Source organism: Planomicrobium sp. YIM 101495, assembly GCF_009707665.1.
Classification (GTDB): Bacteria; Bacillota; Bacilli; order Bacillales_A; family Planococcaceae; genus Planococcus.
In genome coordinates this window covers 507580-520642 of sequence record NZ_WLZW01000001.1, presented here as the reverse complement: position 1 = coordinate 520642, position 13063 = coordinate 507580, and the positions used below count along the sequence as shown (strand labels likewise).

Below are 13063 nucleotides of genomic sequence, written 5' to 3'. Positions count from 1 at the left end.
TTATGTGAGGAGCTGCAAGAGCATCCGGTTCGTTTATTTCGACTTCACTTTGCCTGTCCATTTCTTGAAGCCGCCTTCAAGAACGAACAAGTGATCATAGCCTTTTTTCTTTAAGAACAATGCGGAGCGGCCGCTTCTTGCGCCGTTTTGGTCGTACAAGTAAACCGGCTTGTCCGGACGGATCTCAGCAAAGCGCTGACGGAATTGTGTTTGCGGGATGTTCCGTGCTCCGAGAATATGGCCTGCTGCATAATCTTTCGGTTCTCTAACATCGATGAGCTGTGCTTTCCGGTACCCGGCAATGAAATCTTCTTGTGACAACGTCGTCACAGCTTTGCGGACACGTAGGAAGTTGACGATCCCAAAAATGAGGATCAGGAGAAGCGCACCGAGAATGACATATAGTAGTTCCACTAAATCTTGCCCCTTTCTTTTCTCTCTTCATTATAAAAGATAACAGGTCCTATGTTCAATGACTAGATTCGAACGAACGCGGATTCGCTCGGGTTCCATAATGGGGCGTCGCTGAATTTGTCATACTTAATGGTGATTTCGGCTCATTGAAACGGAACTGATAATAAAAACTTGCCCGCTGCGGCGGCAGAACGCCGATTTTCAGGTTTTTTTGACAGACCAGACAAGTTAGACAACTTATTGAAACCGCGATACATATGGGGTCCTAATATTCTGGTGAGACAACAAAAATGCAAGCGAAGTGACTTCAAATTATTTTTTAACCAGAATGCATCGCACAAGTGTCGATGTGACAAGGGTTAGACACTGAAAGGCATGAGTACCCGCAGATTTTTAGCATTTGATAATGTTTCAATATATAGTATGATGGGAATCGTATATATACTATATATAGTGTCAACTCCATTTCCAAAATACAAGGAGGAATTCTTCATGACGATCATAAAGCACTCATCTTACCAATTGAACATTCACCAACTCAACGAGGATATCGGGAAATTCCCCCAAGTCCATCCGATTACAGAAGATATGAACATCACACATAAAGGGGTTTCCCGACTGGTCATGATCGACCGGTATGCGTTCAAGGATACGGAAAAGAAAACACTCAAACCGGGTGATTTCGTCGTCCTGACGGTCAAGGAAGATCCGAAATTCCCGGCACGTGGGCTCGGCTATATCGTTTCGGTCGACCGGAATGCAGGCAAGGCGGATATCTGGATCGAAGAGGATTACCGCTCCGCGATCGACAATGCGAAAGATTTGGAGACAGGCATCGTGACGCGCTCGCTGGATGTCATCGAGAAGCCACTGGAAGTCTTCTACGAGCAAGTTGCAAAACGCAATGCGACCGGACTTGCAGCTGTAGAGAAGACGGAAGACAAACGCAAAGAATGGTTCCAGAAGTTTTTCGAACAGCTTGTCAGCTTGAAGTTCATCCCGGCTGGCCGTGTCCTATACGGAGCGGGCGCAGACACGGACGTTACGTACTTCAACTGTTACGTCATGCCATTCGTGGCTGATTCACGCGAAGGCATTTCAGATCACCGCAAACAAGTCATGGAAATCATGAGCCGCGGCGGCGGCGTCGGAACGAACGGCTCGACTCTTCGTCCACGCAACACGCTGGCACGTGGTGTTAACGGCAAATCATCTGGTTCCGTTTCATGGCTGGACGACATCGCGAAATTGACACATCTTGTAGAGCAAGGTGGATCACGCCGCGGAGCCCAGATGATCATGCTTGCAGACTGGCATCCGGATATCGCGGAATTCATCATCTCGAAGATGCAAAACCCACGTATCCTTCGCTACTTGGTGGAAAACACAAACGACGAAATGATTAAGAAGCTAGCGAACGAAAAATTGAAGTTCAAGAAATTGTCCGAGCAAGAAGAAGCGATGTATCAAGGAATCTTGAACTACCGCACGATTCCTGGCATGGGCGGATTCAACGAACGCATCATGAATGATGCCGAGACGAAATTGCGTGATGGTGGAACTTATTCGGTCCATAACGAAGAATTCCTGACAGGTGCGAACATTTCCATCACATTGACGGATGACTTTATGCAAGCTGTGGAGAACGATGCAGACTTCGATCTTCGTTTCCCGGCTGTCGAGACGTATACACCGGAAGAGATGGCGATCTACAACGAGAAGTGGCACGAAGTCGGCGACGTGCGTGAATGGGAAGCGATGGGCTTCGGCGTTCGCACATACCGCACGATCAAAGCGCGTGATCTTTGGAACTTGATCAACGTCTGTGCGACGTATTCGGCTGAGCCAGGCATTTTCTTCATCGATAATGCGAACGACAAAACGAACGCGACAGCATACGGCCAAAAAGTCGTTGCAACGAACCCTTGTGGTGAGCAGCCACTGGCACCAAACTCCGTCTGTAATTTGGCGGCGGTCAACTTGGCACAATTCGCTGACCCTGTCACGAAGCAAGTGGACTTCGAAGCATTGAAAGAAACCGTTCGTACAGGTGTCCGCATGCAAGATAACGTCATCGACGCGACTCCGTACTTCCTGGAAGAAAACCGCATCCAAGCACTTGGTGAGCGCCGCGTAGGACTTGGCGTCATGGGTCTTGCAGACTTGTTGATATACAGCGACAAGGAATACGGTTCCCCAGAAGGAAACGCGCTTGTCGATAAAGTATTCGAAACAATCGCAGTCGCAGCTTACGAACAATCAACAGAGCTTGCTACAGAGCGCGGAAGCTTCCCGTTCCTAGAAGGATCGACGGATGAAGAGACAGCTGCACTTCGTAAAGCATTCACGGAAACAGGCTTCATGAAAGGCATGCCTGAAGCGATCCGCGAATCGATCCTTGAGAATGGTATTCGCAACTCGCACCTTCTGACAGTTGCTCCGACAGGTTCTACGGGTACGATGGTCGGCGTATCGACTGGCCTTGAGCCGTACTACTCGTTCACGTACTACCGCAGTGGACGCCTAGGGAAATTCATCGAAGTGAAAGCGGACATCGTCAAAGATTACTTGGCGAACAATCCGGAGGCTGACGAAGACAACTTGCCAAAAGCGTTTGTCACTTCAATGGAGCTATCGCCGGAAGCGCACGCAGATGTGCAGTGCATCATCCAGCGCTGGATCGATTCTTCAATCTCGAAGACTGTTAATGCGCCAAAAGGCTACACAGTCGAGCAAGTTGAAGGTGTTTATCAACGTCTATACAAAGGTGGAGCGAAAGGCGGTACGGTCTACGTTGACGGCAGCCGCGATTCACAAGTATTGACACTGAAAGCAGAAGAGAACACGTTCGACGACAAGCCGCAGGAAGAAGTCGCGACGAAACGGCCGATCGTCCTGATCGATACGATCCAGGATCTACGTTCGACGAATGTCACGATCGGTTCGGAAGTCGGCGACACTTGTCCGGTGTGCCGTAAAGGAACAGTCGAAGAAATGGGCGGTTGTAACACATGTACGAACTGTAACGCACAGCTGAAGTGCGGACTATAAAAGATTGTTCAAAAAGCGGAGCTAATAAGCTCCGCTTTTTTGTGTTTGCAAAATAGTCTGATATGCTAAAATAATAAAGAACTCAAAAGGAGAGGAGTCGACGGGATGCATGTTCTATGTTTGAATGGACCCAACTTAAACCGGTTGGGCAAGCGTGAAAAGGAATCCTACGGGACATTCACGCTCGCGGAGCTAGAAGAGGAGCTGCGGACGTACGCGTTCAGCCAAGGAGTGGAATTGGACTGCAGGCAATCCAATCAAGAAGGAGACTTGATCGATTGGATCCAGCAGGCAGATGACCGCGGACTCGATGGCATTGTCTTGAACGCTGGGGCATACACACATACGAGTGTCGCAATCCGAGATGCCATCGCTTCGATCCGCACACCGGTCATCGAAGTGCATATTTCGAACATTTACAAAAGGGAGGAATTCCGGCATCATTCATACATAGCCCCTGTGGCTGCCGGACAGATCTCCGGATTCGGCCAGGACGTTTATCAATTGGCGCTACAGGCATTGTTGCTTAAACAGAAGAGAGGATGAATAGGTTGAAACTCCAGAAATTAAGAGAAGAAATGCAAGCACAGGAGCTTGAAGCACTGCTTATCACAAGCTCATACAATTTACGCTACATCACAGGCTTTACAGGCAGTTCAGGTATGGCATTCGTGACGAAAGACTATGCATTGTTCATCACCGATTTCCGTTACACAGAGCAAGCAGGCAAGCAAGCGGTCGGCTTCGATGTCATCCAGGCGGACAAAGGACTTTCACAAGAAGTCGCAGCACAAGCAGGTAAGCTTGATATCAAGTCAGTCGCATTCGAACAAGACCATGTCACGTACACGGCATTCAAGCAATATGAAGAGCTGTTCGAAGCAGAGCTTACACCAGTGAGCGGCATCATCGAGAAGATCCGCATGTTCAAGACTCCGGAAGAGATCGAAATCCTGAAGGCTGCAGCGAAAATCGCGGATGACACATACGAATACATCTGTACGTTCATCAAACCGGGCATGACGGAGCTGGAAGTTTCGAACGAACTGGAATTTTACATGCGTAAGCAAGGCGCGACTTCTTCATCATTCGACATCATCGTCGCAAGCGGCATCCGTTCTGCACTGCCACATGGTGTGGCGACGGATAAAGTCATTGAAACTGGCGACATGGTGACGATGGACTTCGGCGCATTGTACCAAGGCTACATTTCCGACATCACACGCACGGTTGCAGTCGGCGAACCTTCCGAGAAAATGAAGGAAGTATACGACATCGTCCTGAAGGCGCAGGAACTCGGCGTCGAGAAAATCGGACCGGGCATGACAGGCATCGAAGCGGACGCGACCACACGCGATTACATCAAGGAAAAAGGCTACGGAGAAGCATTCGGTCACTCGACGGGGCATGGCATTGGTATGGAAGTCCACGAAGCGCCAGGACTCTCATTCCGTTCGGAGACGAAACTCGAGCCGGGCATGGCTGTAACAGTCGAACCGGGCATCTATTTGCCGGGAGTTGGCGGAGTGCGTATAGAAGATGATATACTGATTACGGAGAGCGGGAATGAGCGTCTTACTCATTCCAGTAAAGAGCTACGCATCTTAACATAACGGAGGAACTAATATGATTTCTGTAAACGATTTTAAAACAGGCGTAACGATCGAAGTGGACGGCGATATTTGGCGCGTCATGGAATTTCAGCACGTAAAACCGGGCAAAGGTGCGGCATTCGTCCGTTCGAAACTGCGCAACTTGCGTTCAGGTAACGTCAACGAGAAAACATTCCGTGCCGGCGAGAAAGTCGCGAAAGCACAGATCGACAACAACAAAATGCAGTACTTGTACGCGAATGGAGATTCCCACGCATTCATGGACACAGAAACATACGACCAGATCGAACTACCGGAAAAAAGCATCGAGTATGAGCTGAAGTTCCTTCAGGAAAACATGGAAGTGCAAGTGATCCAGTACCAAGGCGAAGTACTTGGTGTGGAATTGCCGAACTCGGTTGAACTTGAAGTCGTTGCAACGGATCCAGGGATTAAAGGGGATACAGCAAGTGGCGGTTCGAAACCGGCAACACTTTCGACCGGCCTCGTAGTCCAAGTTCCATTCTTCATCAACGAAGGGGACAAATTGGTCATCAATACAACAGACGCTTCTTACGTTTCCCGCGCATGATGGTGGGGAGAGAGGCTGCCGAAAAGCTGGAAGTTCAGTTTTTCGGCAGTTGTTTTACTTGAGAGGTTTCAAAATCATCGGAAAACGTCTAAACTGGTAGAGACGCATTCAAAATTACATACAAAGGGAGAAGGTTCCATTGAAAATCCAAGAACTTAGAGAAATCATTAAACTCATCGATCATTCATCAATTGATGAATTCACATTCGAAGAGGATGGTACGAAAGTTAAATTGAAGAAAAAACAAGGATCTACGAGTGTGGTTGAAGCACCTGCAGTTACTGAGGCACCTCAAGCAAGTACACCAGCAGCACCATCACCAGCTGCGCCAGCGCCAGCCGCTGTACCAGAAGTGGCTGCGACGGAAGAAGTGCCAGCTGCATCCCTTGCTGAACAGGAAAATCTACATAAAATCCTTTCTCCGATGGTCGGAACTTTCTACCAGTCCCCATCACCGGAAGAGCCGGCTTACGTGCAAGCAGGTACGCAAGTGAAAGCCGCTCAAATCGTTTGTATCGTTGAAGCGATGAAACTATTCAATGAAATCGAAGCAGAAGTGGACGGGGAAATCGCTGAAGTGCTTGTGAAAGATGGTCAGCTTGTCGAGTATGGCCAGCCGCTCTTCCTCGTAAAAATTAATTGAGGAAGGGGGCTTACTAATGAAAAAAGTATTGATCGCGAACCGCGGAGAAATTGCAGTCCGGATTATCCGTGCTTGTAAAGAGATGGGTATCGAAACGGTTGCCGTCTATTCCGAAGCGGATCAAGAAGCGCTTCACGTTGAATTAGCGGACGAAGCATATTGTATCGGACCGAAACTTTCCAAAGACAGCTACTTGAACTTCTCGAACATCATTTCTGTCGCGAAACTAACGAACTGTGACGGGATTCACCCGGGATACGGATTCCTGGCGGAGAACGCGGACTTCGCAGAGCTCTGTGAAGAATGCGGCATCACGTTCATCGGTCCGACTGCTGCAGCCATCTCCAAGATGGGGACGAAAGACGTTGCACGCGAAACAATGCGTGAAGCGGGCGTACCGGTCGTACCAGGCTCGACAGGCATCGTTGCGAACGAAGAAGAAGGCATGAAAGTCGCAGAAGGGATCGGATTCCCGGTCATCATCAAAGCGACTGCTGGTGGAGGCGGCAAAGGGATCCGTGTTGCACGGACACCTGAAGACTTCATCACAGGCCTTCGCATGACGCAGAAAGAAGCGGCTGCCGCTTTCGGTAACCCAGGCGTCTACATCGAAAAATTCATCGAGGACTTCCGCCACGTGGAAATCCAAGTACTTGCAGACACACACGGCAACGCAGTTCACCTCGGTGAGCGCGACTGCTCGATCCAGCGCCGCATGCAGAAGCTCGTGGAAGAAGCGCCATCACCGGCGTTGACACCAGAGATCCGTGCGCAGATGGGTGATGCTGCAGTAAAAGCTGCACTTGCTGTAAACTACCGCGGTGCCGGCACGGTCGAATTCATTTTCGATGCAGTCAACCAGAAATTCTACTTCATGGAAATGAACACACGTATCCAAGTCGAGCACCCAGTGACAGAAATGATCACTGGCATTGACTTGATCAAACAGCAGTTGAAAGTCGCTTCTGGTGAGAAGTTAGCATTTGAACAAGACGAGATCGAGTTCAAAGGCTGGTCCATCGAGTGCCGCATCAATGCTGAAAACCCGCTGAAGAACTTCATGCCTTCAGCAGGTAAAGTGAAAATGTACTTGCCTCCGGGCGGTCTCGGCGTCCGCGTCGATTCCGCAGTCTACCCAGGCTATTCCATCCCGCCATATTACGACTCAATGGTCGCGAAACTGATCACTTACGGTGAAACACGTGACGAAGCCATTGCGAAAATGAAACGTGCGTTGGAAGAATTTGCGATCGAAGGCGTCTTTACGACAATTCCGTTCCATCTTCGACTCATGGACAATGAAGTTTTCAAATCAGGTGATTTCAATACGAAATTCCTTGAACTTTATAATGTGATGGAACAAGAGTAAAGGAGGATTACGATGGCAGAAAAATCAGCCCCATACGTGCAAGTGGAATCAAATGGTTCCCAGCAGCTCGGGATGATCCAAGTGGCGCCGGAAGTGCTGGAAATCGTCGCAAGCATTGCCGCATCCGAAATCAGCGGTGTCGCAAGCATGCGTGGGAACTTCGCTTCTGGTGTAGCTGAACGTCTCGGCAAAACCGTCCATGGCAAAGGCGTCAAAACGGAATCGATGGAAGACGGCCTTGCAGTCGATATTTACTGCGTCGTGGATTATGGCGTTTCCATTCCACAGACAGCACTGAAAATCCAAGAGCAAGTCCGCCAGACGCTTGAGAATATGACATCACTTCACACACGGGAAGTGAACGTCCACATCACAGGCATCCGTTTTGATGCGCAGCAAGGCGAATAATGAATAGTGAAACGGCAGGAACGTTCATGTTTCTGCCGTTTTTCTATTTTTTGAAAGTAGTCTGGCTGATCTGAGTGACAGAGTTTTCTTCCTGTGGTGAATGAGTTAACTAGAAACTGGCTGACCTGCATTCCAGAGCTTCACACGCTAGAGGAGCAGCGCCGAGCCTCCTCGGTCGCTAAGACGACCTGCGGGGTCTCGTCACTACTCTGATTCTCCAGCGTGCTCGCTCTTCCATTCCGGCTCAGCTCCTTCGAGAAGGGGGAAGGTATAGAATGTTGAAGATTTGGATAATCGAAGCATAGCAGCCATCGTCGCTGTCAGGCAGAAGTTCTCACACAGTAGTGAATGAGTTCATATTTCATGCTCATTCTGGATTGAGTCGGGAATACTTTTCTTGGTACCTGAAAACAGGCGAGTCAAACATACACGCCTCACCTCAAGTTGCAAAGTCGTATCCCGCGCTGGCATGAGTGGTGCTGTACCATTTACGGTACTTTCACTTAACGGTAAAAATTCCTCTTATCTTGAAGGAATGAGCAAAATGAGAGCTAATAAGGGTAAAAAATACCCTTATTAGCTCCGTAGATGGCAAATTGAACGACTTTCCACGATATAAAGGTAAAAATTCCTGTTATTCGAGCCGGAAATCCCGCAAATTTCAAAATAGAGGTAAAAACTATGCCTATTTTTGTCCTTCTGACGTAAAAAGAGGTCTCCTTTGCGATAACTGATTTCACCCTGCGACTCACCAAATTAGAACCACAGCGGCCTACGCAGTCAGCCGCCTGAACATTCATCCCAACACCATCACATAGAATGAAATGCCAATGATTCCTCTCTACCACTTCACCCACACCCAAAGCGGAGAAGCTGGTTTGGACTGGGCGGAGTGATAAGACGAGCGTTCTTCAGCTCGGCTTATCACGGGAGCCCTGTCCGAAGCGACGCAGCGGATACTGACACTACGCCCCGCTCACTCCCCACACACCAATCGCCCTGAACTTCCTTCACCCATTTGTGTTATCCGAACATTACAAACATGGAACTTCACTGCTATTCCCTGTATAATAAACAAATATCAGCAGTGAAAAGGAGATTGCAAAATGTTGAAACGACACGAAGCAAGAGAAAAAGCCCTGCAGACGCTTTTTCAAATAGAAGGTACGGAAATGTCAATCGAACAAGCAGCCGACCACATCATGGACGGTGAGACTGATTCGTTTTACGAGTTGCTCGTACACGGCACATTCACGAACATGGCCGCGATCGATGAGCGCTTGAAAAGGCACCTTGAAAATTGGACACTGGACCGCCTGCCGAAGATTGAGCGGACGATTCTGCGCATGGCAGTATTCGAGCTCGTCTACATGCAAGATGCACCTGGGCGCGTCATCATGAACGAAGCGATCGAATTAAGTAAGACATATGGCGACGACAAGTCGAGCCGTTTTGTGAACGGTGTACTATCGAAATTCAATGACGAACTAGCAAACTAATAGTGGAGGGGTTCATGTGGCAACAATCATTGACGGTAAAGAAGTAAGTGGAAAGATCAAGGAAAGCATCAAATGGCGCGTGGAGGAATTGATCGGACAGGGAATCGTGCCTGGTCTGTCGGTCATCATTATCGGTGACAATCCAGCGTCGTTGACATACGTAAATAACAAAAAGAAAACGTGTGAGGCACTTGGCATGCGTTCTGATTTACGGCAATATCCTGCTTCATTGACAGAAAAGGAATTACTAGAAGTGATTACTGAATTGAACAATGATCCTGAAATCCACGGCATTCTCGTCCAGTTGCCGCTTCCATCCCATATCGATGAATTCAAAGTCATCAATGCCATCTCTCCGGAGAAGGACGTCGACGGATTCCATCCTGTCTCGATCGGCAATATGATGATCGGGAATGATACATTTCTGCCGTGTACGCCGCATGGGATCATGAAGATGCTCCAGTTTTATGGCATCGATCCGAAAGGCAAGCACGCAGTCGTCGTCGGCCGCAGCAATATCGTCGGCAAGCCGATCGGACAATTATTGCTGCAAAAGGACGCGACCGTTACATATTGCCATTCGAAAACGAATGATTTGAAATCCTTCACGAAACAGGCGGATATTTTGATCGCTGCAATCGGCAAGGCGAAGATGTTCGATGAATCATACATCAAACCGGGCGCTGTCGTCATCGATGTCGGCATGAATCGTGATGAACAAGGGAAATTGTGCGGCGATGTCGACTTTGACGCAGTTTTCGAGACAGCATCCTATATTACGCCGGTGCCAGGCGGAGTCGGTCCGATGACCATCGCGATGCTGATGGAAAACACACTTCTATCAGCGGAACGAGGAGTACCGAAAGACAAACCGTCCGTTTCCATGTAAAATAAGTTCGGATAGAGCTGTTTTTCGTGAGAAAGACAGCTTTTTATTTTAGAATGGGGTTGAGAAATTGACAGCCGATCCGTACCTTTCCGTAAAAGCATTAACCAAATACATAAAAAAGAAATTCGATGCGGACCCCCACTTGCGTGACGTTTACGTAAAAGGGGAGCTTTCCAACGTCAAAATCCATACGAGCGGCCATATTTACTTCACCTTGAAAGACCAATCTTCAAGGCTCCCGGGTGTGATGTTCGCGACTGCTGCGAAAAACGTCAAATTTCGTCCGGAAAGCGGCATGACCGTATTGATCCGCGGAGACGTCAATGTGTACGAATCGAGCGGGCAGTATCAGCTGTATGCACAGTCCATGCAAGCTGACGGCATCGGGGATTACTACCTGGCGTTCGAACAATTGAAGAAGAAGCTCGAGCAGGAAGGGCTCTTCGCACCGCAGCATAAGAAACAGCTCCCGCGATTCCCGCGGCGCATTGCAGTCGTGACGGCACAGACCGGGGCAGCTGTGCGCGATATCTTGACGACGCTTTCACGCCGTTATCCGCTGTCGGAAGTCGTGCTCATCCCGACGCTCGTGCAAGGGAAAGAAGCTGGCAAAGATATCGTTAAATCAATCGAAGCTGCAAACCGCAACGACTTCGACGTCTTAATTGTCGGACGTGGAGGCGGCTCCATCGAAGATTTATGGGCGTTCAACGAAGAGCAAGTGGCACGTGCGATTTTCCAGTCAGCGATTCCAATCATCTCGGCAGTCGGACACGAAACAGATACGACGATTGCGGATTTTGTCGCAGACTTGAGAGCGGCGACGCCGACAGCAGCAGCAGAACTCGCAGTGCCTGACCGTGGAGAATTGATGAACCGGCTGATGAATGCAAGAACAGTTCTGTATCGTTTGACCGCATCAAAAATCACGGATGAACGTCGTTCGCTCAAGCGCTTGCAGGATTCCTATCCGCTTGCGTACCCGGAACGCCTTTACCGGCCGTTTATCGAGCGTATCAATCGTGCTGATGAATCACTCCAGCGGGAAGTGGGACAACAGTTGATGCGCCGGAAAGACCGGTTTACACGGCTGGAAAGTCAATTGCAGAGCCGCATCCCCCGAGACCGCATCGCAAAAGCGGAAGCGGATGTGCGCCGGTTCGCTGGTCGCCTGGAATTTTTAACACAAAACACATTCCGGACGAATGCGCAGGCGTTGTCGTCCGCGATGAGAACGCTCGATGCGCTCAGTCCACTGAAAATCATGGACCGCGGCTACTCCATTACGTATCAGAATGAGCAAGTCATCAACAAAGCGGCGGCGCTCAATGTAGATGATGAACTGACGATCCGCATGAGTGACGGGAATGTCCATGCAAAAGTGACAGAGATCAATTTCGAACATAAAGGAGAACCGAATGATGGCTGAAAAAGAGATTTTATTCAACGAAGCAATGGAACAATTGGAAGAAATCGTCCGTCAATTGGAACAAGGGGATGTCCCGCTTGAAGAAGCGTTGACGCTATATCAGCGGGGAATGGAATTATCGAAAATCTGCCACGGCAAATTGCAAAGTGCAGAAAAGCAATTGGTGACGATGATGAATGATGCGGAAGGAACGATTGCAGACGGGGCAGGTGAAGAACAATGACCGTGACGCTTAGTGATTTCCGGAAGACGAAAGAAATCATGATCCAGGAACAATTGGCATTGTTGATCCAGCAGCTGGAGATTCCGATGTCCTTGAAGGAATCGATGCACTATTCTCTGCAGGCTGGTGGCAAGCGCATCCGTCCGCTACTTCTCCTCGCAGTGCTTGAAGGACTCGAGAAAGAACATGACGACGCTTACCGCGTTGCTGCAGCGATCGAAATGATTCATACGTACTCACTCGTACACGATGATTTGCCGAGCATGGATGACGATGACTTGCGCCGCGGTATGCCGACGAACCATAAGGTGTTTGGCGAAGCAGTCGCAATACTTGCAGGAGATGCATTATTAACTTATAGTTTTGGTATCATCGCACGTCTTGAGCATGTCTCGAGCGTTGATAAAATCCGATTGATCGACTTGATGAGTCTGTCAGCAGGTGCTGAAGGAATGGTCGGCGGGCAGGTGCTCGATATCGAAGGGGAAGAAAAGCAGCTGGAATTGGCTGAACTTGAGCAAGTACACCGCTTGAAGACGGGTGCATTGCTGACGTTCAGTATTCTTGCTGGTGCGATTCTCGGTGAGGCGACGCCTGAACAGATGGTAGCATACAGCAAATTCGGCCGCCATATCGGAATCGCTTTCCAGATCCAAGATGATATTCTGGATGTCACAGGAACTTCCGAAGAACTCGGAAAAACTGCCGGCAAAGACGAATCGAGTGAAAAAAGCACGTATCCAAGTTTGTTGACCTTGTCAGGTGCACAGGAAAAACTGGATCACCATGCGGCCGAAGCGATGGCGGCACTGCGTGAGATCGGGGGCAACCAGGAACGTCTGGAACAATTGACCCAGCTGATTGTCAATAGAAAAAACTGATTTGCAGTGCTCCTATTTGTGCATTGGCCATCAATTGATATAATAGAACCATCTGTATGAGATAACCAAATAA

13 protein-coding genes are annotated in these 13063 nt (G+C 49.0%); 12 read left to right on the top strand and 1 reads right to left on the bottom strand.

Annotation, left to right across the window (positions count from 1 at the left end; genetic code table 11):
• Positions 1-33 precede the first annotated feature (33 nt).
• Entirely contained in the window at positions 34-414 is a 381-nt protein-coding gene (locus GIW82_RS02650) for a rhodanese-like domain-containing protein (RefSeq protein ID WP_370455968.1), read from the bottom strand.
• Between the two features lie 492 nt (positions 415-906).
• Here GIW82_RS02650 and GIW82_RS02645 point away from each other — a divergent pair, with 492 nt between their 5' ends.
• From GIW82_RS02645 to GIW82_RS02590, 12 genes are all read left to right on the top strand, one after another.
• Positions 907-3465 carry a vitamin B12-dependent ribonucleotide reductase gene (locus tag GIW82_RS02645; protein WP_154748366.1) on the top strand — a complete coding sequence of 853 codons (2559 nt, stop codon included), beginning with the start codon at positions 907-909 and terminating at the stop codon, positions 3463-3465.
• A 105-nt stretch (positions 3466-3570) separates the two neighbouring features.
• Positions 3571-4011, top strand: a complete 441-nt coding sequence (gene aroQ, locus GIW82_RS02640; RefSeq protein WP_154748365.1) for a type II 3-dehydroquinate dehydratase — start codon at positions 3571-3573, stop codon at positions 4009-4011.
• Positions 4008-5078 (top strand): M24 family metallopeptidase, encoded by a 1071-nt coding sequence (locus tag GIW82_RS02635; RefSeq protein WP_304608888.1) that lies wholly within the window; start codon positions 4008-4010, stop codon positions 5076-5078. The genes aroQ and GIW82_RS02635 overlap by 4 nt, the downstream gene beginning before the upstream one ends.
• Before the next feature lie 13 nt (positions 5079-5091).
• The gene (efp, locus tag GIW82_RS02630; RefSeq protein WP_154748363.1) at positions 5092-5649 is read left to right on the top strand and encodes an elongation factor P; all 558 of its coding nucleotides are present in this window, start codon (positions 5092-5094) and stop codon (positions 5647-5649) included.
• A 139-nt stretch (positions 5650-5788) separates the two neighbouring features.
• Positions 5789-6292 (top strand): acetyl-CoA carboxylase biotin carboxyl carrier protein, encoded by a 504-nt coding sequence (accB, locus tag GIW82_RS02625; protein WP_154748362.1) that lies wholly within the window; start codon positions 5789-5791, stop codon positions 6290-6292.
• A 16-nt stretch (positions 6293-6308) separates the two neighbouring features.
• Complete coding sequence (gene accC, locus GIW82_RS02620; protein ID WP_154748361.1) at positions 6309-7661, top strand: acetyl-CoA carboxylase biotin carboxylase subunit; 1353 nt, start codon at positions 6309-6311, stop codon at positions 7659-7661.
• 12 nt (positions 7662-7673) lie between these two features.
• The gene (locus GIW82_RS02615; RefSeq protein WP_154748360.1) at positions 7674-8069 is read left to right on the top strand and encodes an Asp23/Gls24 family envelope stress response protein; all 396 of its coding nucleotides are present in this window, start codon (positions 7674-7676) and stop codon (positions 8067-8069) included.
• A 1109-nt stretch (positions 8070-9178) separates the two neighbouring features.
• Positions 9179-9568 (top strand): transcription antitermination factor NusB, encoded by a 390-nt coding sequence (nusB, locus tag GIW82_RS02610; protein ID WP_154749562.1) that lies wholly within the window; start codon positions 9179-9181, stop codon positions 9566-9568.
• A gap of 16 nt (positions 9569-9584) precedes the next feature.
• Positions 9585-10457 (top strand): bifunctional methylenetetrahydrofolate dehydrogenase/methenyltetrahydrofolate cyclohydrolase FolD, encoded by an 873-nt coding sequence (gene folD / locus GIW82_RS02605; protein ID WP_370455967.1) that lies wholly within the window; start codon positions 9585-9587, stop codon positions 10455-10457.
• Between the two features lie 67 nt (positions 10458-10524).
• Positions 10525-11886: an exodeoxyribonuclease VII large subunit gene (gene xseA / locus GIW82_RS02600; RefSeq protein WP_154748359.1), complete on the top strand. Its 1362-nt coding sequence runs from the start codon at positions 10525-10527 to the stop codon at positions 11884-11886.
• The gene (gene xseB, locus GIW82_RS02595) at positions 11879-12109 is read left to right on the top strand and encodes an exodeoxyribonuclease VII small subunit (RefSeq protein ID WP_154748358.1); all 231 of its coding nucleotides are present in this window, start codon (positions 11879-11881) and stop codon (positions 12107-12109) included. Before xseA ends, xseB begins: the two co-directional genes overlap by 8 nt.
• Positions 12106-12990 (top strand): polyprenyl synthetase family protein, encoded by an 885-nt coding sequence (locus GIW82_RS02590; protein ID WP_154748357.1) that lies wholly within the window; start codon positions 12106-12108, stop codon positions 12988-12990. Before xseB ends, GIW82_RS02590 begins: the two co-directional genes overlap by 4 nt.
• Positions 12991-13063 lie beyond the last annotated feature (73 nt).

Excerpts from the sequence above, each read along its gene's own strand:
- GIW82_RS02645 (WP_154748366.1), top strand. The coding sequence starts at position 907 with ATGACGATCATAAAGCACTCATCTTACCAATTGAACATTCACCAACTC.
- aroQ (WP_154748365.1), top strand. The coding sequence starts at position 3,571 with ATGCATGTTCTATGTTTGAATGGACCCAACTTAAACCGGTTGGGCAAG.
- GIW82_RS02635 (WP_304608888.1), top strand. The coding sequence starts at position 4,008 with ATGAATAGGTTGAAACTCCAGAAATTAAGAGAAGAAATGCAAGCACAG.
- efp (WP_154748363.1), top strand. The coding sequence starts at position 5,092 with ATGATTTCTGTAAACGATTTTAAAACAGGCGTAACGATCGAAGTGGAC.
- accC (WP_154748361.1), top strand. The coding sequence starts at position 6,309 with ATGAAAAAAGTATTGATCGCGAACCGCGGAGAAATTGCAGTCCGGATT.
- GIW82_RS02615 (WP_154748360.1), top strand. The coding sequence starts at position 7,674 with ATGGCAGAAAAATCAGCCCCATACGTGCAAGTGGAATCAAATGGTTCC.
- xseB (WP_154748358.1), top strand. The coding sequence starts at position 11,879 with ATGGCTGAAAAAGAGATTTTATTCAACGAAGCAATGGAACAATTGGAA.
- GIW82_RS02590 (WP_154748357.1), top strand. The coding sequence starts at position 12,106 with ATGACCGTGACGCTTAGTGATTTCCGGAAGACGAAAGAAATCATGATC.